This window comes from Nonomuraea rosea, from assembly GCF_039539705.1.
Taxonomy (GTDB): Bacteria; Actinomycetota; Actinomycetes; order Streptosporangiales; family Streptosporangiaceae; genus Nonomuraea; species Nonomuraea rosea.
Window position 1 is genome coordinate 77,128 of sequence record NZ_BAABDQ010000010.1, and the last position, 17,599, is coordinate 94,726.

17 protein-coding genes are annotated in these 17,599 nt (G+C 72.6%); 14 read left to right on the plus strand and 3 right to left on the minus strand.

What is annotated here, in order from left to right; genetic code table 11:
• Positions 1–9 precede the first annotated feature (9 nt).
• On the minus strand, positions 10–414 hold the full coding sequence (locus tag ABEA43_RS23830; protein ID WP_345564993.1) for a GlcG/HbpS family heme-binding protein: 405 nt from the start codon (positions 412–414) through the stop codon (positions 10–12).
• 108 nt (positions 415–522) lie between these two features.
• The gene (locus tag ABEA43_RS23835) at positions 523–1,749 is read right to left on the minus strand and encodes an ROK family transcriptional regulator (RefSeq protein WP_345564995.1); all 1,227 of its coding nucleotides are present in this window, start codon (positions 1,747–1,749) and stop codon (positions 523–525) included.
• Positions 1,750–1,772: 23 nt separating this feature from the next.
• Between ABEA43_RS23835 and ABEA43_RS23840 the strand changes: the two genes are divergently transcribed.
• The 14 genes from ABEA43_RS23840 to ABEA43_RS23905 all read left to right on the plus strand — a co-directional run bounded on the left by ABEA43_RS23840 (position 1,773) and on the right by ABEA43_RS23905 (position 16,756).
• On the plus strand, positions 1,773–3,002 hold the full coding sequence (locus tag ABEA43_RS23840) for an MFS transporter (protein ID WP_345564996.1): 1,230 nt from the start codon (positions 1,773–1,775) through the stop codon (positions 3,000–3,002).
• A gap of 74 nt (positions 3,003–3,076) precedes the next feature.
• Complete coding sequence (locus tag ABEA43_RS23845) at positions 3,077–3,589, plus strand: RNA polymerase sigma factor (RefSeq protein ID WP_345564997.1); 513 nt, start codon at positions 3,077–3,079, stop codon at positions 3,587–3,589.
• The gene (locus tag ABEA43_RS23850) at positions 3,586–4,479 is read left to right on the plus strand and encodes a hypothetical protein (protein WP_345564998.1); all 894 of its coding nucleotides are present in this window, start codon (positions 3,586–3,588) and stop codon (positions 4,477–4,479) included. The genes ABEA43_RS23845 and ABEA43_RS23850 overlap by 4 nt, the downstream gene beginning before the upstream one ends.
• A gap of 176 nt (positions 4,480–4,655) precedes the next feature.
• Positions 4,656–5,759 carry a LacI family DNA-binding transcriptional regulator gene (locus ABEA43_RS23855; RefSeq protein WP_345565000.1) on the plus strand — a complete coding sequence of 368 codons (1,104 nt, stop codon included), beginning with the start codon at positions 4,656–4,658 and terminating at the stop codon, positions 5,757–5,759.
• Positions 5,756–6,673: a carbohydrate ABC transporter permease gene (locus ABEA43_RS23860; RefSeq protein ID WP_345565001.1), complete on the plus strand. Its 918-nt coding sequence runs from the start codon at positions 5,756–5,758 to the stop codon at positions 6,671–6,673. Before ABEA43_RS23855 ends, ABEA43_RS23860 begins: the two co-directional genes overlap by 4 nt.
• Complete coding sequence (locus ABEA43_RS23865; RefSeq protein ID WP_345565003.1) at positions 6,670–7,488, plus strand: carbohydrate ABC transporter permease; 819 nt, start codon at positions 6,670–6,672, stop codon at positions 7,486–7,488. The genes ABEA43_RS23860 and ABEA43_RS23865 overlap by 4 nt, the downstream gene beginning before the upstream one ends.
• Positions 7,489–7,497: 9 nt before the next feature.
• Complete coding sequence (locus ABEA43_RS23870; protein WP_345565005.1) at positions 7,498–8,805, plus strand: ABC transporter substrate-binding protein; 1,308 nt, start codon at positions 7,498–7,500, stop codon at positions 8,803–8,805.
• The gene (locus tag ABEA43_RS23875; protein ID WP_345565007.1) at positions 8,802–9,890 is read left to right on the plus strand and encodes an ADP-ribosylglycohydrolase family protein; all 1,089 of its coding nucleotides are present in this window, start codon (positions 8,802–8,804) and stop codon (positions 9,888–9,890) included. The genes ABEA43_RS23870 and ABEA43_RS23875 overlap by 4 nt, the downstream gene beginning before the upstream one ends.
• A 6-nt stretch (positions 9,891–9,896) precedes the next feature.
• Positions 9,897–10,919, plus strand: a complete 1,023-nt coding sequence (locus tag ABEA43_RS23880) for an ADP-ribosylglycohydrolase family protein (RefSeq protein WP_345565009.1) — start codon at positions 9,897–9,899, stop codon at positions 10,917–10,919.
• Positions 10,916–12,055 carry an ADP-ribosylglycohydrolase family protein gene (locus tag ABEA43_RS23885; RefSeq protein ID WP_345565011.1) on the plus strand — a complete coding sequence of 380 codons (1,140 nt, stop codon included), beginning with the start codon at positions 10,916–10,918 and terminating at the stop codon, positions 12,053–12,055. The genes ABEA43_RS23880 and ABEA43_RS23885 overlap by 4 nt, the downstream gene beginning before the upstream one ends.
• Positions 12,052–13,530: an ADP-ribosylglycohydrolase family protein gene (locus ABEA43_RS23890; protein ID WP_345565012.1), complete on the plus strand. Its 1,479-nt coding sequence runs from the start codon at positions 12,052–12,054 to the stop codon at positions 13,528–13,530. Before ABEA43_RS23885 ends, ABEA43_RS23890 begins: the two co-directional genes overlap by 4 nt.
• Positions 13,527–14,414 (plus strand): ribokinase, encoded by an 888-nt coding sequence (gene rbsK / locus ABEA43_RS23895; protein WP_345565013.1) that lies wholly within the window; start codon positions 13,527–13,529, stop codon positions 14,412–14,414. Before ABEA43_RS23890 ends, rbsK begins: the two co-directional genes overlap by 4 nt.
• 83 nt (positions 14,415–14,497) lie before the next feature.
• A complete protein-coding gene (locus ABEA43_RS23900) occupies positions 14,498–16,447 on the plus strand; it encodes a formylglycine-generating enzyme family protein (RefSeq protein WP_345565015.1) in 1,950 nt (649 codons plus the stop codon).
• An 87-nt stretch (positions 16,448–16,534) separates the two neighbouring features.
• On the plus strand, positions 16,535–16,756 hold the full coding sequence (locus tag ABEA43_RS23905; protein WP_345565017.1) for a hypothetical protein: 222 nt from the start codon (positions 16,535–16,537) through the stop codon (positions 16,754–16,756).
• A 122-nt stretch (positions 16,757–16,878) separates the two neighbouring features.
• Here the strand turns inward: ABEA43_RS23905 and ABEA43_RS23910 are convergent, their stop codons facing one another.
• Positions 16,879–17,586 carry a FadR/GntR family transcriptional regulator gene (locus ABEA43_RS23910; RefSeq protein ID WP_345565018.1) on the minus strand — a complete coding sequence of 236 codons (708 nt, stop codon included), beginning with the start codon at positions 17,584–17,586 and terminating at the stop codon, positions 16,879–16,881.
• Positions 17,587–17,599: the final 13 nt, after the last annotated feature.

A 17,599-nucleotide genomic window follows, 5' to 3' on the forward strand; every position in this document is an offset into this window, starting at 1 on the left:
AGCGCCCGCTCAACGTGTTCGCCACACCAATGCGGCCGCTTCCGCGCACGACACGTCCTGTGCGACGGTGCCGCCGCTGACGCCTACGCCGCCGACCACGCGTTCTCCCTCACCGTAGTCCGACCAGAGCGGAACGCCACCTCCGAGCAGGGTGAACCGGCCCCCGGCCAGGCCCTGGAGCTCCCCTCCCCGAGCGGTCAGCCCGGCCAGCTCGGCGGTGGATCCGCGCAGGGCGACAGAGGTGTACGCCTTGCCCGGCGCGAGCACCGGCCCCGCGATGTCCGCACCCTCCATACGCTGGAAAGACACCAGATGGCCGCCCCCGTCCACGACCGCGACGGAGACCGCCGCACCCTCGCGCATCGCCTGCTTGACGGCCGCTTCCGTCATGCGGAGCGCGAGCTCGAGATTCACGCTTCTCTTCCCCCGGATCATGATTCTTCCGCCCATTGGACCCTTCCATGCGTACAGGGCCGCGGCGGGTCCGGCAAGATCGCCTGTGGGTCGCGGAGGAGGGGTGCGTTATGGCGACTTATCCCCCTTCAGGGTGGAATGCGTCACATTCTGCTCCTCGGGCGTGTCGCCGCCCTGGTCAAGGTGGTTTTCGCGCCATCGGCCGAGTCCTTCCGGAGTGAGGAAGGCGTCGAAGACCGACTCCATGGCGCCGAGGAGCGAGCCGCGCCAGCCGAGAGCCGAGGCCTCGATCCTGGGCGGGTGGTCGCGGCGGATCGTCATCAGGCCGGGCTCACAGGCCGCCAGGAGGGTCTCTCCGGCCCGTTCGTACAGCTCCGCGCCGTGGCCGGACAGGATGACCACCTCGGGGTCGTGCGCGTTCACCAGCGCCGCGATGCCGCGTCCCAGAGCCGTGGCGTTGGCCGTGACCGCCTCCTGGCTCGTGGTGAGGACCAGCTCCGCCTGCTCGCGGCCCCTGCCGCCGCCGTGGGCCAGGCCGACGTGGCGCAGCAGGGCGTTCGCGCCGACGTCCATGCTCCAGCAGCCGGTCGCCCCGCACGGGCAGGGCCGCTCGTCGCCGGTCAGCGGCATGTGGCCGAACTCGGCGCCCGTGCCGCTCGCGCCGGCCAGCGGGCGCCCGTCCACGATCAGCACGCCGCCGAGGTCGAAGTCCACGTGCAGGTGCAGGCCGACCCGTACGCCCTGCAGCCGCCCGCGCCGCGCCTCGGCCAGCGCCGCGAACGCGGTGTCGTTCCCGACGATGGGCGCCGGCGTCAGGCCGAGCAGGCGCGGGACGTCCACCGAGCGCCAGCCCAGATGGGCGATGTCCACCAGGCCGCCGTGCCGTACCGGGCCCGCGAGGGCCACCCCGGTGCCGATGACGCGTGAGCCGAGGCGTCGCGCGTGCGCGGCGATGGTCTCGCCCAGCGGGCCCAGCACGCCCTCCGGCGTGCCGTCGTGGGGCCGTACGCCGAGCACGGTGGCCCGCCCGCCCAGCTCGCACGCCGCCAGCTCCCAGGCGTCCTCCCTGATGTCCACGGCCAGCGCCAGGGGACCGCGCGCATGCGGCCCCGGCACCTGGGTGGGCCGCCCGCGCGCGTGCTCGGGAGCGGGCTCCTCGTGCAGCAGCCCGTCCTCGGCCAGCCCGGCGACGAGCACCGAGGCCGTCCCCCTGGCCAGCCCGAGATCGCGGGTCAGCTGGGACCTGGTGCGGGTGGCCCCGCAGTCGTGCACGGCGCGCAGCAACCTGACCCGGTTGTGCGCGCGAAGCCCACCAGTGGTCGTAGCTCCATTCACGAAACACAGTTTATGCTCTAGTCGTGAACAAAAGCCTCACTGAAGCCAGACGAGCACGTGTCGGAGTTTTTGGGTTCTTCTTTCTCGCCGGTCTGGTGATGGGCCTGTGGGCCGCCGGCCTGCCGTCGCTGAACGACCGCCTGGGTCTCGGCCCCGCCAGGCTCGGCAGCGTGTTGTTGCTGATCTCGGGCGGCGCGCTCGTGTCGATGCTGGTGGCCGGGCGGCTGGTGGACCGGTGGTCGAGCCGGCGGGTGTGCTGGTTCGCCGGGCCGTTCTCCGGAGTCGTGCTGCTCGGTCCCGCGCTCGCGCCGTCGTACTGGACGCTGGCGGCCCTGGCGGTCCTGTTCGGGATGGGGCTGGGGGTGACCGAGGTCGCCATGAACGCCCATTCCGTCGAGGTCGAGCGCCGCTACGGCCGGCCGATCATCTCGGCCTTCCACGGCACGTGGAGCCTCGGCGGGGCGGCGGGCGGCGGGATCACCTCCCTCATCCTGCGAGCGGAGCTGGACCCGCAGACGCTGCTGATCGTGGCGGCGCTGGTGGTGCCGTTCCTGTATCTCCCCGCGGCCCGCCTGCTGCTGCCCGACCCGCCCGCGCACGCCGCCGCCGAGGCGGGCGGCAAGTCCGCGGGCTCGTTGCGCTGGGGGCTGATCGCGCTGCTCGGGCTGGCCGCGTTCGCCGGGCACCTGAGCGAGGGCGCGGCCATCGACTGGGCCGCGCTGCACGCCCGCTGGGTGCTGGAGACCGATCCCGCCGCGGCGCCGCTGGCCTACACGATCTTCTCCGTGGCCATGACGACCGTGCGCCTGCTCGGAGACCCGATCAGGGCCAGGCTCGGGTCGGTGCGCACCATCGAACTCGCCGGGCTGTTCGCCACGATCGGCTACGTCCTGGTCCTGGTCGCGCCCCTGACCGGAGAGTCGCTGCGGGTGGTGTGCGCCTGGACCGGCTGGGCGCTGGCCGGGGTCGGGCTGGCGACGGTCGTGCCGGTGCTGTTCAGCGCGGTCGGGGCGGCCGGCGGGCCCGTCGGGCGGGCGCTGGCGATGGTGACGGCGTTCGGCTACAGCGGGCTGCTGCTGGGACCCGCGGTGCTGGGGTACGTGGCGGAGGCGTCGACCCTGCCGACCGCGCTCATCATCCCGGCCGTCCTGGCCGCCGTCGTGGCGCTCACCGGCTCGCCCGCCATCAAGGCGCTGCTGCGTCACTCCGCGGAGCCCGAGCCGTCGGAATCGATGTCGGGATCCACGGCGTAGGGGACCGGCTGCAACGCGCCGGGAGGTGCCGGACATTTACCCAGGTGTCCGGCACCTTTCTGCGAGGAGAACCTGTGACACACCGAGATCGCTTCCAGGCGGTCTATGACGCGCACTACCCGGCGATACATCAGTACGCCGCCCGCCGTACCGGCTCGCCAGACGACTGCGCGGACGTCATCTCCGAGACGTTCCTCACCGCCTGGCGGCGCATCGGCGACGTGCCCGAGGGAGAGCGCGCGCTGCTCTGGCTGTACGGGGTGGCCCGCCGCGTGCTGGCCAACCAGAAACGCGGCGCCTCCCGCAGGGCCGTCCTGGCCGAGCGGCTCCGCAACGAGCTCGCCGCCGGCCGTCCGGTCCGCCCGGTCGAGCTGGACCATGTCCGCGCCGCCTTCGACCGGCTGCCCGAGCGCGACCGCGAGGTCCTGGGCCTGGCCTGCTGGGAGGGCCTGAGCAGCGAGCAGATCGCCAAGGTCGTGGGCTGCACGGCCATCGCCGCGCGCACCCGGCTGCACCGGGCGCGCAAACGGCTGGCGGCGGCGCTGGAGCGGCAGTCGTCCTTGACGATCGCGATGGGGGAAGCATGAGCGACATCGACAACCTGGTGCGGGCCATCGACCTGGCTCCGCACGCGCCGGAGCAGGGGCACGGCGCGCGCGAGCTGCGTGCGGAGATCATGGCGAGCCCGGCTCCGCGCGGGCGGCCGTCCTGGCTCACCGCGTGGCGGCGGCGTACCCGCGGGCCCGCCCTGATCGCGGCGGTCACCGCCGCGGCCGCGGCCGTCGCGATCGGCGTCGGCCTGCCGTCCGGCGGACCGGCGACCGAGTACGCCAACGCGGCCGTCTCGATCAAGAAGGCCGACGACCATTTCAGCGTGGTCATCACCGATCCCGCGGCCGACCGCCGGCGCTTCGAGGAGGCCTTCCGCGCGGTCGGGCTGAACGTCACGGTGAAGGTCGTCCCCGTGGCGCCGGAGAACGTGGGCGAGCTGATGGGCCCGGTCGTCCCCGAGGGCTTCACGTGGCACGGGAGCATCGGGACGCAGAGCGTGACGCCGTGCGCGTCGGCGTTCTGCGGCAAGGTCTGGATGCCCGCGGACTTCCCCGGACGCGTCGTCCTCGGGGTCGGCCGGCCCGCGGAGCCGGGCGAGGCCTACGCCGAGGACGCCGCCTTCGACCCCGAAGGCGAGGAGGCGATGGAAGGGTACGCGGGCCGGGGCAGGACGGTCGCGGCCGTGCGCGCCGAGGCGCACCGCCGCGGGCTGAAGGTCGGCTACCGCCTCCTGTGGAAGGTCGCCGACGGCGGCTTCGTCGACCGGCCGGTCGACGCGGACCGGATCGAGGACGGCTGGATCGTCAGGGGCTCACGTGACCACAGCTCCGACACCGTAGACCTCTACGTCGCCCCCGGCCCCGGCGCGCCCGACCCGATGAAGATCCCCAACGCGCCTCAGTGGTACGACGACTCCACCGGCTGAGCGGCGGATCAGGCAGGCGGCGCGCGCCGCCTGCCTGATTTTGCCGAAAGGGGCGCTGACCTGGCGTTATGTGATCGTGACTTGACCTGCAAGTTACATCCAGGTTTCATGTGGCCCACACCGTAAACGTTTACAGGGGTGCTGTCGTAAACGTTTACACCTGAGGAAGGAAAGCCTTGGCCGACGGACCCACGATCAACACGATAGCCGAACGTGCCGGCGTCTCGATCGCCTCCGTCTCGCGGGTCCTGAACGGCCTGCCGACCAGGCAGGACACCGTGCGCAAGGTGATGGCGGCCGCCGACGAGCTCGGTTACGTGCGCAACGCCGTGGCCAGGTCGCTCAAGTCGCGCCGCACCCACCAGGTGGCCTTCGCCATGGCCGACGTGGGCAACCCCGCCTACCTCGCCATGCTGCGGGAGATCCAGCCGGTGCTGAAGGCCGCCGGATACCGGCTCGTGCTGCACTCCACCGACGCCGTCGTGGCCGACGAGATCGACGTGCTGCACAGCCTCGGCGAGCGGTACGTGGACGGGCTGATCATGAGCCCGCTGCGGGTCACCGAGGCGCATCTGCGGATGCTGGCCGCGGCCAGGGCGCCCGTCGTGATCATCGGCTCGGTGCCGGAGGGCACGCGGGTCGACAACGTCCGCGCCGACTCGCGGACCGGCGTCCGGCTGGCGATCGACCACCTCTACTCGCTCGGCCGCCGCCGGATCGGCATGATCAACGGCCCGCTCGACACCGTGCCCGGCGCCTCGCGCGGTGCCGCGTACCGGGAGGCGCTGGCCGACCTCGATCTGCCCTACGACGAGAGCCTGGTGCGGATCGGCGACTTCTACCGCGCGGAAGGGGGCCGCGCGGTAGCGGACCTGCTGGCCGCGGTCCCGGACGTGGACGCGCTCATGTGCGCCAACGACCTGATCGCGCTGGGCGCGCTCGACGTGCTGCGGGCCGCGGGCCGGCGGGTGCCCGGCGACGTGGCGGTGGTCGGCATGGACGACACCGACCTGGCCGCGGCCTCGTGGCCGGCGCTGTCCAGCGTCTCGCTGGGCTCGGCCGAGCGCGGCAAGGCCGCCGCCGAGCTGCTGCTCGACCGGCTGCGGGGCGACGACCGCGAGCCCCGGCTGGTCACCGTGCCGCCGCGCCTCGTGGTGCGGGCCTCCACGGTCGGCGACACGTACACGAACGAGAACGAGAACGAGAACGAGAACGAGAACGAGAACGCGAACGAGAACGAGAACGCGGGCGAGAACGAGAAGAAGGGGAGTGTCGCGTGACGGCGACCGTGACGAGGCAGGCGCCGCCGCGCGGGCCGCGCCGCGCCAGGCGGCGCGGGATCTCGCGCCAGACGCGCGAGATGTGGCTGCTCATGCTGCCCGCGCTGGTGCCGGTCCTGCTGTTCAGCGTCGGCCCGCTGTTGTACGGCATCGGCCTGGCCTTCACCGACGCCCGCAACACGCGCGTCCACGAGACGAGCTTCGTCGGCCTGGAGAACTTCGGCCGGCTCCTGACCGACGACGAGTTCTGGTCCTCCTTCAGGATCGGCGCGATCTGGTCGGTGTCGGTGACCGTGCTGCAGTTCCTGGCCGCGCTCGGCCTGGCCCTGCTGCTGAACGAGAAACTGCGGTTCAGCGGCGTGGCCAGGGTGCTGGCCGTGGTGCCGTGGGCGATGCCGCCGGTGGTCATCGGCCTGATGTGGAAGCTCGTCTACCACCCCGACGCCGGCATCCTGAACGACCTGCTCGGCACGCACATCAACTGGCTGGCCGACTTCTCGCTCGCGCTGCCCGCGATCATCGTGGTCGGCATCTGGACCGGCATGCCGCAGACCACGGTGGTGCTGCTGGCGGGCCTGCAGGGCATCCCGAGGGAGCTCTACGAGGCCGGCGAGGTGGACGGCGCGAGCCGCTGGCGGCGGTTCTGGAACATCACGCTGCCGCAGCTGCGGCCCGTGGTCGTGGCCATCACCTCGCTCGACTTCGTGTGGAACATCAACCAGTTCGGCCTGGTCTACGTGCTCACGCAGGGCGGGCCGGGCGGGCAGACGAAGCTGCCGATGCTGTTCGCCTACGAGGAGGCGTTCAGGTATCGGATGGCCGGTTACGCCTCGATGCTCGGCCTGGCCATGGCCATCGTCGTGCTCGCGGTGCTCGGACTGTACCTGTGGCGGCAGATGAGGGAGACCCGATGAGACGCGCCCCGCAGTACGTCGCGCTGGTCGCGTACATCGTCTTCCTGGCCTTTCCGCTCGTGTGGCTGCTGTCCACGGCGCTGAAGACGCCGCAGGAGATGGCGCTGGCGGACCCGACGTGGCTCCCGCGCGAGCCGACGCTGACCAACTTCACCGACGCATTCGGTGAGCAGGACCTGGTCGGCGCGGCGCTGCGCAGCCTGGTGGTGGCGTTGTTCAGCAGCCTGATCACGGTGGTGATCTCGCTGCCCGCCTCCTACGCCATGGCGCGCTACCGCGGCCTGCTCAACCGGGTCGCGATCGGGTGGGTGCTGGTCAGCCAGGTGTTCCCGTTCATCCTGATCATCATCCCGCTCTTCCTGATCCTGCGGGACCTGCAACTGGTGAACACACTGCCCGGCCTGGTGGTCGTGCATGTGACGTTCACGTTGCCGTTCGCGCTGTGGATGCTGCAGGGCTACGTCCGTGCGGTGCCGCGCGAGCTGGAGGAGGCCGCGTCGGTGGACGGCGCCACCCGGCTGCGCTCGATCGTCAGCGTCGTGGCGCCGCTGCTGGCGCCGGGCGTGGTGGCCACGCTGCTGTTCGCGTTCATCTCGTCCTGGAACGAGTTCATGTTCGCGCTCGTGATCCTTCAGGACCCCGAGGTCATGACGCTCCCGCTCACGCTGGTGAGGTTCACCGGCCCCGAGGGGGTGGCCAGGCTCGGCCCGCTGGCCGCGGCGTCGCTCATGGCGACGATCCCGAGCCTGATCTTCTTCGCAATCATTCAGCGGCGACTGAAGTCCGGCCTGATGGCCGGCGCCGTCAAGGGCTAGGAGGCTCATATGCGTATCAAGTCCGCTCTGGCGGCGACCGCGATCGTCGCGCTCGCCGCGGGTTGCGGCGGGGGAGGCGGCGGCAGCGAGCCGTCGTCCTCCTCCAACGAGCCGGTGAAGATCAACTTCCTCAGCCTGGCGTGGCAGAAGGAATCGGTCGCCGCGAACAAGCAGCTCGTGGACGAGTGGAACAAGGCGAACCCGAACATTCAGGTCACCTACGTCCAGGGCAGCTGGGACAACGTCAACGATCAGCTCGTCACCCAGTTCGCCGGCGGCACGGCGCCCGACGTGATCCACAACGACTCGCCCGCGCTGTCCGGCTTCGCCAGCGACGGCTACCTGCTCGACCTGTCGGACAAGCTGCCCGCCGAGCTCAAGAGCGACATCCCGCAGCCCGCCTGGGACACCGTCACCTTCGACGGCGGCAAGGGCGAGCAGGGCGTGTACGGCGTGCCGTTCCTGCAGGAGTCGCAGGTCATCATCGCCAACAAGAAGCTGCTCGACGCGGCCAAGGTGCGCATCCCGACCGCGCAGGAGCCGTGGACGTGGGACGAGTTCTCCGCGGCCGCCAAGAAGATGACCAAGAGCGGCACGTTCGGCGTGGCCTGGCCGATGAAGTCGCCGGTCAACAAGACGCTCAACCTGGCGCTCAACTTCGGCGGCACCTTCTTCCAGACGGCCGACGGCAAGACCACCGTCAAGGTCGGCCCTGAGGAGCGCGAGGTGCTCCAGCGCATCCACGACCAGCTCTACAAGGACAAGTCGGCCGACCCCGCCGCGCTCGGCCAGGGCACCGCCGACCCGCTGCCGGCCTTCTACCAGGGCAAGTTCGCGCTGCTCCCGGCCGGCGTCTACCTGCGCCAGCAGGTCGTCGAGCAGGCTCCGAAGGACTTCGACTGGGTGACGCTGCCCGCGCCGAAGGGCACCAGCGCGCAGCAGGGCGCGGTGTCGCAGACGCTGTCGATCGCGCAGGAGAGCAAGCACGCGGACGAGTCGATGAAGTTCATCGCGTTCTTCCTGAACGGGGCCAACCAGGCCAAGCTCGCCAAGGGCGACTGGCTCCTGCCGACCTCGCAGACGGCCGCCGCCGACCCGGGCATGACGACCGAGGAGAACGGCTGGGACGTCGCGACCGCCTCGGCCAAGAACCTCGTGGTGGCGCCGTTCCTGAAGGTGAACGGGTTCGACGAGTGGAAGAGCAAGGTCGCCACCCCGGCCCTGCAGGAGTTCTTCGCCAATAAGATCACCATCGACGAGGTGGCCAAGCGGCTCGTCGAGGACGGCAACAAGGTGTTGGAGCGTTACCAGCGGTGACTGTGGGCGACCCGTTGCAGGATTCATCGAACAACCCCCTGCTGGACAGGGCCCGGGGGTGTCTGCTCGGCCTCGCGGCCGGCGACGCCCTCGGGGCCCCGGCCGAGAACCTGACGCCGGCGGAGATCCGGCGGCGTTGGGGGCGGCTCACGGAGATCGAGGGCGGTGGCACGGACGACACCGAGTACGCCATCTTCGCCGCGTCGCTGCTGGTGCGGCACGGGCACGGGCTGACCTCGGCCGACGTGGCGCAGGCGTACCGGCGGGAGATCATCCCGCTCATGGCCGGGCCCATGCGCGGGGCGGGCTTCTCCGAGCTCGGCACGGTCGAAGCGCTTCGCCGGGGCCTGGAGCCGCCGCTGACCGGGCTGGTGCACTCGCACGGCTGGTCGGACGGGCTCGCCATGCGGGCCGCGTCGTACGGGATCTTCTGCCCGGGCGATCCGGCCGAGGCGGCCCGGCTGGTGGAGCAGGACGGGCTGGTCAGCGGGTCCGGCGAGGGGATTCTCGGCGGGCGGGCGGTCGCCGGGGCGGTGGCCGCCGCGATGGGCGGGGCCACGCCGCGCGAGGTGGTGCGCGCCGCGCTGTCGGTGATCCCGGGTGACTCGTGGACGGCCCGCGACATCGTACGGGCCTGTGCGGTGCTCGGCTGGTCCCCGCTCGAAGACGACGCCGACCAGACCCCCTCGCAGCTGGACGCTCAGGGAGACGCGGCACATGAGAGGCGGCGGGATCTTCAGGGAGAGGCGGCGCGTCAGGCGCTGACCGAGGCGTTGCACGAGGCCGTGGTCGTCAGGCACTACCCGTGGACCGATGTCGCGCCCGAGGCGGTGGCGCTGGCGCTGGCCGCGTTCCTGGCGGGCGACGGCGACGTGGAGGCGTCCGTGACGTTCGGGGTGAGCCTGGGCAGGGACGCCGACACGATCGGCGCGATCGCCGGTGCGATCGCGGGCGCCCGGCAGGGCGAGGGCGGCGTGCCCGCGCGCTGGGCCGCCAAGATCGGCCCGGTGACCGGAAAATGCCTGCCCGTCGTGGCCGGGAAACACGTGCTGGACGTCGCCGGCGAATTGGCGGAAGGACTGTAGATCACAATGTCGGGGGACAGAATCAGGGGGGCCTTCGCGGGGCTCGCCGTCGGTGACGCCGCGGGCTGGCCCGCGAGCAGGCATCGAGCGGCCCTGCACGCCCCCTGGAGCAGGCGACTGCACAGGGAGCTGGACGCGTTCGCGGAGGAGCACGGGGTGACGACGCTCCCGGTGCCGTTCGCGCTCAACCAGCCCACGGCCCCGCTGGCGGTCGGCCCGTCCGACGACGCCGAGTGGCTCGCCTGGACGGCGCTGACGATCGACCGGCCGCGCGCCGAGGCGTTCAGGGAGCTGGGCGCAGGGCGGGCGAGCGGTTTCCGGGCGCGGATCTCGGTGGTCACCGCGCTCGACAACCTGGCCAAAGGCCTCGAACCGCCCGCGTCCGGCCACGACAACCCGCACCACTTCGACGACGCGGCCGCCGTCAGAGCCGTCGCGTTCGGGGCCCTGGGGCGGGACCCCACGCAGGACGCCCAGGTGACGAACGCCGCCGACGGCGTGCTCGGCGCCCAGGCCATGGCCGCCGCCGTGGCCGAGGCGGTGGCGACCGGCTCGGTGGCCCGCGCGGTCGAGGCGGCGCTGGCCGTACTGCCGCAGGACACCGCCATCGGCCACAACGCGCGCGTCGCGCTGGCCGTGGCGCGGGCGGCGGGTGACCCGTTCGCCGCGGTCCCCGCCCTGGACGCCGCGCTGCTCGACCACGTCTACAGCTATGGCGTGGGGGCCGCGCAGACGGTGCCGGTGGCGCTGGCGCTGGCCGAGGTGTCGGGCGGCGAGCTCGGCCGGGCCGTGCCGGCGGCGGTCTGCCTGGCCGCGCTGGCCGACTCGGCGCCCGCGCTGACCGGCGCGCTGGCGGGTGCCTGCGGTGGGTACGACGCGATCCCGGAGGGGTGGACCGCGTCGGCCCGTACGCTGGCCGGTTGCTGCCTGCCTGACCTGGCGGGCGTCGACCTGATCGAACTAGCGAGTAACTTGACGGACAATCGCACGGGTAATTTCACGGGCACATTCACGGAGGGAAACGCATGACGCCGCTTGAGGACAGGGCCACTGGGTGCGTGGCGGGAGCGGCGGTCGGTGACGCGCTGGGCGGCGCCACCGAGGGCTGGACTCCCGAGCAGATCGTCGAGCGGTACGGAGGCCGCGTCGAGGGCATCGTGCCCCCGTACAACGAGGATTGGCGCAACGCCAGGCCGATCGCGCCGTACCACAAGGGCGACGGCCACATCACCGACGACACGTTGATGACGCATGCCCTGATCCGCGTGTACGAGAAGGCCGGCGGGCACCTCGGGGCGTACTCGATGGCCGAGCACCTGGTGCCCGAGCTGATGGGCGAGAAGCAGTGGATCCCCGAGCTGGAGGCCGAGGCGCTGCCGCTGCACCGGATCTTCCTGGCCGAGAAGTGGATCGTGGCCAGGCTGCACTACGGGCACGTGGACCCACGCGAGGCCGGTGTCGGAAATATCGTGAACTGCGGCGCGGCCATGTACGTCGCCCCCGTCGGCATCGTGAACGCCGCCGACCCCGACGCCGCCTATGCCGAGGCCATCGACCTGGCCGGCGCCCACCAGTCCAGCTACGGCAGGGAGGCCGCCGGGATCATGGCCGCCGCCGTCGCCGAGGCCATGCGGCCGGGAGCCACGGCGGACTCCGTGGTCGCGGCCTGCCTGCGCCTGGCCAAGGACGGCACCAGGGCAGCCATCGAGGCGGTCTGCGAGGCGGCGGCCGGGCTGGGGCACTGGGACGGGTCGTTCGAGACGCTGCGCGCCGCCATGCGGCCTTACGACACGGTCGCCGACACCTACCGCGACCAGGGGCTGGGCGCCCGCCGTCCGAGCCGGGTGCACAGCATCGAGGAGCTGCCGCTGGCGCTGGCGTTCCTGGTGATCGCCAAGGGCGACTATCGCGACACGGTGCTCGGCGGGGTCAACTACGGGCGCGACGCCGACTCGATCGCGTCCATGGGCGGGGCCATCGCGGGCGCGCTCGGCGGGCTCGCCTCCGTACCGCCGGAGTGGGTGGAGCGCGTGGGGGCGGCCAGCCGTACGGACCTGGTGGCTCCCGGGACGGCGATCGCCGAGGTGGCGCGCCGGGTGCACGCCGACGACCTGGCACGGCGGCGCAGCCACGAGGCGGCCTTCGCCGACCTCGACCGCCGGTGATCCGCCTCACCTGGGTCCAGCCCGAGGACCTGATCGGCCACGAGCTCCGCCAGGCCACCGAAGACGGCCGAAACCCCGCTTCTGGTACGCCCGCCGCTTCCGGCACGCACCCCGGTTCCGGTACGCACCCTGCTCCCGGCACGGACAGCCGGGCCGCCGAGCGCGTCGTGGCTGGCACGGAGCGCGGGGACGGCGGGCGGGTGCGGGAGATCGCCGAGCGCTGGCATGCGGCCGGCGGGCATGACGCGCCGCCGCGTGCGGGGGCCTCTGAGCCGGGGGCCATGCGGCTGCGCGGGCTGGCCGAGGAGCTGCTGGACGAACTGGCCGCCATCCCGTCGCCGCTCGACGAGCCGTCGGACCTGGCCGCCATCATCGCCGCCTGCCCCTCCTGGACGCAGACCGCCACGAAGGCGGGTGTTGCCGGGTCGGGCGTCGCCGGAGTGGATCCCAAGCGGGTGCTGGGTGCGTGGGAAGGGCGGGCGGCCGGGTGCGTGCTGGGCAAGCCCGTCGAGAAGATCCCGCGCGCGGGCATCAGGGAGATCGCGGAGGCGACCGGCAACTGGCCGATCCGCGGCTGGTTCACCGCGAAGGGGCTGCCCGATGACGTCGCCGCCCGCTGGCCGTGGAACCGCCGCAGCGCCGTCAACTCGCTGGCCGAGAACATCGACGGCGTCCCCGAGGACGACGACCTCAACTACCCGCTGCTGGCCCTGTCGCTCCTGGAGCGCCACGGCCGCGGCTTCACCACCGCCGACGTGGCCAAGCTGTGGCTGGACGAGCTCCCCGCCGGCCGTACGTTCACAGCCGAGCGCGTCGCGTACCGCAACCTCCTGGACGGGATCGAGCCGCCGGGGACGGCCACGTACCGCAACCCGTTCCGCGAGTGGATCGGCGCGCTGATCAGGACCGACGTGTACGGCTGGATCAACCCGGGCGACCCGGCCGCGGCGGCGGAGCTGGCCTGGCGCGACGCCCGCCTCACGCACACCGCCAACGGGATCTACGGCGCGATGTTCGTGGCCGCGATGTGCGCCGCCTCCCTGGTGGCCACGTCGGTCGAGGAGGTCGTGCGCGCGGGCCTGTCCGTGGTGCCGCAGCACTCCCGCCTGCACGAGGCGGTACGCCTGGCCGCCGAGGACGCCGCCCGCGAGGACGACTTCGAGCGTGTCATCGACCGCCTGCACGAACGCCATGGCAACCTGCACTGGGTGCACACGATCAACAACGCGGCCCTGATCGCCGCCACGCTGATCCACGGTCGCGGCGACTTCACCGCCACGATCGCCGGCGCGGTCGCCGGTGGCTGGGACACCGACTCGGCGGGCGCGACGGCCGGGTCGATCGCGGGGGCGCTGAACGGCGGCGTGCCGGACCGCTGGCGCATGCGCAACAGCCTGGCCAGCAGCATCACCGGGTTCGACGGGGTGGGTCTGGACGAGCTGGCGGCACGTACGCAGGAGATGATGAGGTCATGATCTCGGTTTTCGGCAGCGCCAACATGGACCTCGTCGCGTACGTCTCCGAAGCCCCCAAGCGGGGCGAAACGGTCACCGGTCACCGGTTCCGCACCATTCCCGGCGGCAAAGGGGCGAACCAGGCGATCGCCGCCGCCCGCGCCGGTGCGGAGGTGGCCTTCCTCGGGGCGGTCGGCGACGACGGGTTCGGGGCCGAGATGCGGTCCACGCTGGCGGAGGCCGGCGTGGACGTGCAGGGCCTGCGGCAGGTGCCGGGGCCCAGCGGCATCGCGCACATCGTGGTGGACGACGACGGCGGCAACTCGATCATCGTCGTCCCCGGCGCGAACGGCACCGTCACCGGCCCGTCGGGCGGCGACCTCGCCACGATCGCGCGCTCCCGTGCGTTGCTGCTCCAGCTGGAGCTGCCCATGACGGCGGTCGTGGCGGCGGCGCAGGCGGCCCACGTGGCCGGCGTGCCCGTCTTCCTCACCCCCGCACCCGCGCAGCCGCTGCCGGACGACCTGCTCGACGCGGTGACGACCATCGTCCCGAACGAGCACGAGGCCGCCGCCCTCACCGGCGTCACGGGGGTGGACGCGGCCTTGGACGCGCTGCTTGAGCAGGTCGAGGAGGTCGTGATCACGCTGGGCTCCGAGGGGGTGCTGTACGGCTCCCGATCGGGCGCGCGGCTCCGGGTCCCGGCCGAGGAGGTCAAGGCGGTGGACACGACGGCGGCGGGCGACACGTTCGTCGGAGCGCTGGCCGTGGCACGGGCCGAAGGGCTGGACATGGCGCAGGCCCTCCGGTTCGCGTCGGCGGCGGCGGGGCTGTCGGTGCAGCGCGAGGGCGCCAGCACGTCGATGCCCACACGCCGGCAGATCGAGGACGCACTCAGCCGATGACCGCACCGCACGACACGCCCGCCTCGGCGGGCGTTCGGCGGATGACCGCGCCGGTAGAGCATGTCTCTGGCCGTGTTCGGCCGATGGCCGCGCCGGAGGAGCGTGCCTCGGGTGGGGTCGGGCCGATGGCCGCGGCCGACGGGCGGCCTGTGCCGAGGGAGGTGGACCTGCCGACGGTGGTTCCGCTGGACGGGCGGGACCTCGGCGGGCTGGATCGGGCGAAGATCCTCGCCGCGCCCGACGACCCCGCGGATCGCGACGCCTGGCGCGCCGCGCTCGCCCGCTGGCGCGCGCAGGCCCACGAGCGCCTGCCCGGCGGCGGTGGCGCGTACCCGGCCTGGACCCGGGGCTGCTTCTCCGTCTGCGTCGCCTGGCTCTGGGACGAGCTGCTGTGGGACGGCGGCGGGTTCACCCCTGGGCGCTTCCTCGCGCACGGTGAGCGGCACTTCGGCGGGTACGACGCCATCGTCCTCTGGCACGCCTACCCGGTGATCGGGATCGGCGGGCGCAACCAGTTCGACCTCTACCGCGACGTGCCCGGGATCGACGACCTGGTACGCGACCTGCGCGCCGCCGGCGTACGCGTGCTGCTCGACTACAACCCGTGGGACACCGGCACCAGGCGGGAGGACCACCGGGCCGGGCTGCGCGGGGTCGTGCGGCGGCTGCGTCCCGACGGGCTGTTCCTCGACACGCTGAAGGCGGGCGACGCCTGGCTGGCCGGGCTCGGGGTGGCGCTGGAGAGCGAGTCCGCAGTGCCCCTCGACCGGATCGCCGGCCACGCGATGTCGTGGGCGCAGTGGTTCGCGGACTCGGAGTGGCCCGGGGTGATCAAGACCAAGTGGTTCGAACGGCGTCACATGCTGCACCACACCCGGCGCTGGCATCGCGACCACTCCGACGAGCTGCACTCGGCCTGGATGAACGGCTGCGGCGTGCTCGTCTGGGAGAACGTGTTCGGCTCATGGGTGGGCTGGAACGCCAGGGACCGGGCGATCCTGCGCTCGATGCTGCCGGTGCAGCGGGCCTGGGCCGGGCTGTTCACGGAGGGGGAGTGGACGCCGCTCGTGGACGAGGCCGATCCCCGGTTGCCCGCCTCGCGCTGGTCGGGCGACGGCGTCACCTTGTGGACGATCGTGAACCGCTCGGACGGCCCCTACAGCGGCCCATTACTCAACATCACGAAAAATCGGGATATGCGGTACTACGACCCCATTCGTGGGGTTGAGCTGGGCGATGAGCTCCACGGTACGGTCCCGGCCAGGGGAGTGGCGGCCGTGCTCGCGGCGCCCCGGGCGAACCTGCGCCCCCGGGATCCCGGATGGAGCGACGACGTCGCGTTCCCCGCCCGTCCGCCCCGCCGTACCAGGCCGCTCGAAGGCGCGCCCGCGACGGCCGAGGTGACCTATCGCGTCCGGGAGTGCGGGTTCGACGGCGAGGCCCCGTTCGTGGACGAGTGGAAGCCGCTCCCGCCCCGGCTGCACGCCATGAGGACCGAGACGCGGCACGTACGGCAGGCCGCCGGGTGTGCGGAGCGCGAGGTCACCAACGGCGAGTTCGCCCAATTCGCCCCTGGCCACCCCTGGCTCGGTGAGCCGGGCGAGCCCGTCACCCACGTCACGATCGAGGAGGCCCGCGCGTACGCCGAGTGGGCGGGGGCGCGGCTGCCCACCGAGTACGAGTGGCGCGGCCCGGCCGCTCTGTGGAACCTGACCGAGAGCGAGCACACCGACGGCCGCACCAGGTTCATGATCCTCAAGGGGCCCGGCCCGGTGGCGACCGGCTCGGAGTGGTACGTCAGCGCCGACGACACGGTCAAGCTCCTGCGTACCCACCCGGATCTGGAACGCTCACCGCACATCAGCTTCAAGATCACCCAAACCCCGGCCCCGCCGCCAGCTCATCGGCCGCCCACCACCGGTTCCCCAGCAGCCACTGCTCGTAGCCCTCAAGGCCAGCCGGCTCGGAGGGCCAGCAATGGGGCGGCACGAACCGGAGCAGCAGCACCCGGCCATCGGGATCGGCCAGGATGACGCGGGCGGTGGGGCGCAGCGTGGGGGCGGCCACCGCGGCACGCTAGCAAACCGGTTCGGCGGGAGCTGAGGGGGCAGGTGGTGACCATGAGCGATACATCCGACGAGCAGCCCGACGAGTTGCCCGACGCGGTGAGCGGAATCAACGGGGAGAACGACGTCGTCGCCGAGCGGACGGGCGCCGACACGCCGAAGGCCCGCAGGCCCGTGCCGGCCGACCCGCCGGAAGCGCAGGACGAGCCGGAGCCCGAGGAGGAGCCGGACGAGGACGACGACGTCATCCGCCCAGACGCCGGCCCCACCGGCTGACGCCACCGATTGACGCCACGGGCTGGCCCCGCTGGCCGCGTCGGCCGGCCATGCTGGCCGCCCCGGCGGACCACGCCGACTGGCCACACCGACGGACCACACCGGCCCATGTGAGGCGGAGGTCAGGTTGGTTTGCGGTTCAGGTGGGCGAGGGTCTGTTCCAGCTCCTCCTGCAAGATCCCGCAGGCCGCGTCCGCATCCCCCCGCCGGATCGCCGCCACCAGCGCGGCATGCGTGTCGTGCCCAGGATTGCGCTCATGGCCGCGCAGCCCGAGCAGCTCCACCAGCCCGATCAGCCCGTCGCGCAACGCCGGTGCGAACTCCGCGAACAGGTCCGTGAGCACCGGATTGCCCGCCGCCGCCACGACCGCCGCGTGCAGGGCGATGTCCGCGTCCACGAACGCCGCGTCGTCCCCCTCCGCCGCCCGCGCCCGCGCGGCGAGCGCCGCCTCCAGCGCCGCCACGTCCTCGTCGGTACGCCGTCCCGCCGCCAGCCTGGCGGACTGCGTCTCGACCATCATGCGCACCTCGTACACATCCGTGATGGCGGCCCGCCGCAGCCGCGCGGGCCAGTCCTCGGCCGGTCCGGTCGCCGGTTTCGTGGCGATCACGAACACCCCCGACCCCTGCCTGGCCTGCACCAGCCCCGCCCCGGCCAGCGCCCGCAGCGCCTCGCGGACCGTCGAGCGCCCCACGCCCAGCGTCTTGGCCAGTGCGTTCTCCCCGGGCAGACGGGTGCCGACCGGCCACTCGCCCTGCGTGATCTGCTCGCGCAAGTGCTGGGTGGCCTGCTCGACGAGCGGGCTGGGGCGGAGGGCGCCGAGCGGCATGTCCAAACCTCTC

Coding starts and splice junctions, on each gene's coding strand:
- ABEA43_RS23850 (WP_345564998.1), top strand. CDS start 3,586: ATGAGCGACATCGACAACCTGGTGCGGGCCATCGACCTGGCTCCGCAC.
- ABEA43_RS23865 (WP_345565003.1), top strand. CDS start 6,670: ATGAGACGCGCCCCGCAGTACGTCGCGCTGGTCGCGTACATCGTCTTC.
- ABEA43_RS23870 (WP_345565005.1), top strand. CDS start 7,498: ATGCGTATCAAGTCCGCTCTGGCGGCGACCGCGATCGTCGCGCTCGCC.
- ABEA43_RS23880 (WP_345565009.1), top strand. CDS start 9,897: ATGTCGGGGGACAGAATCAGGGGGGCCTTCGCGGGGCTCGCCGTCGGT.
- ABEA43_RS23885 (WP_345565011.1), top strand. CDS start 10,916: ATGACGCCGCTTGAGGACAGGGCCACTGGGTGCGTGGCGGGAGCGGCG.
- rbsK (WP_345565013.1), top strand. CDS start 13,527: ATGATCTCGGTTTTCGGCAGCGCCAACATGGACCTCGTCGCGTACGTC.
- ABEA43_RS23900 (WP_345565015.1), top strand. CDS start 14,498: ATGGCCGCGCCGGAGGAGCGTGCCTCGGGTGGGGTCGGGCCGATGGCC.
- ABEA43_RS23905 (WP_345565017.1), top strand. CDS start 16,535: ATGAGCGATACATCCGACGAGCAGCCCGACGAGTTGCCCGACGCGGTG.
- ABEA43_RS23910 (WP_345565018.1), bottom strand. CDS start 17,586: ATGCCGCTCGGCGCCCTCCGCCCCAGCCCGCTCGTCGAGCAGGCCACC.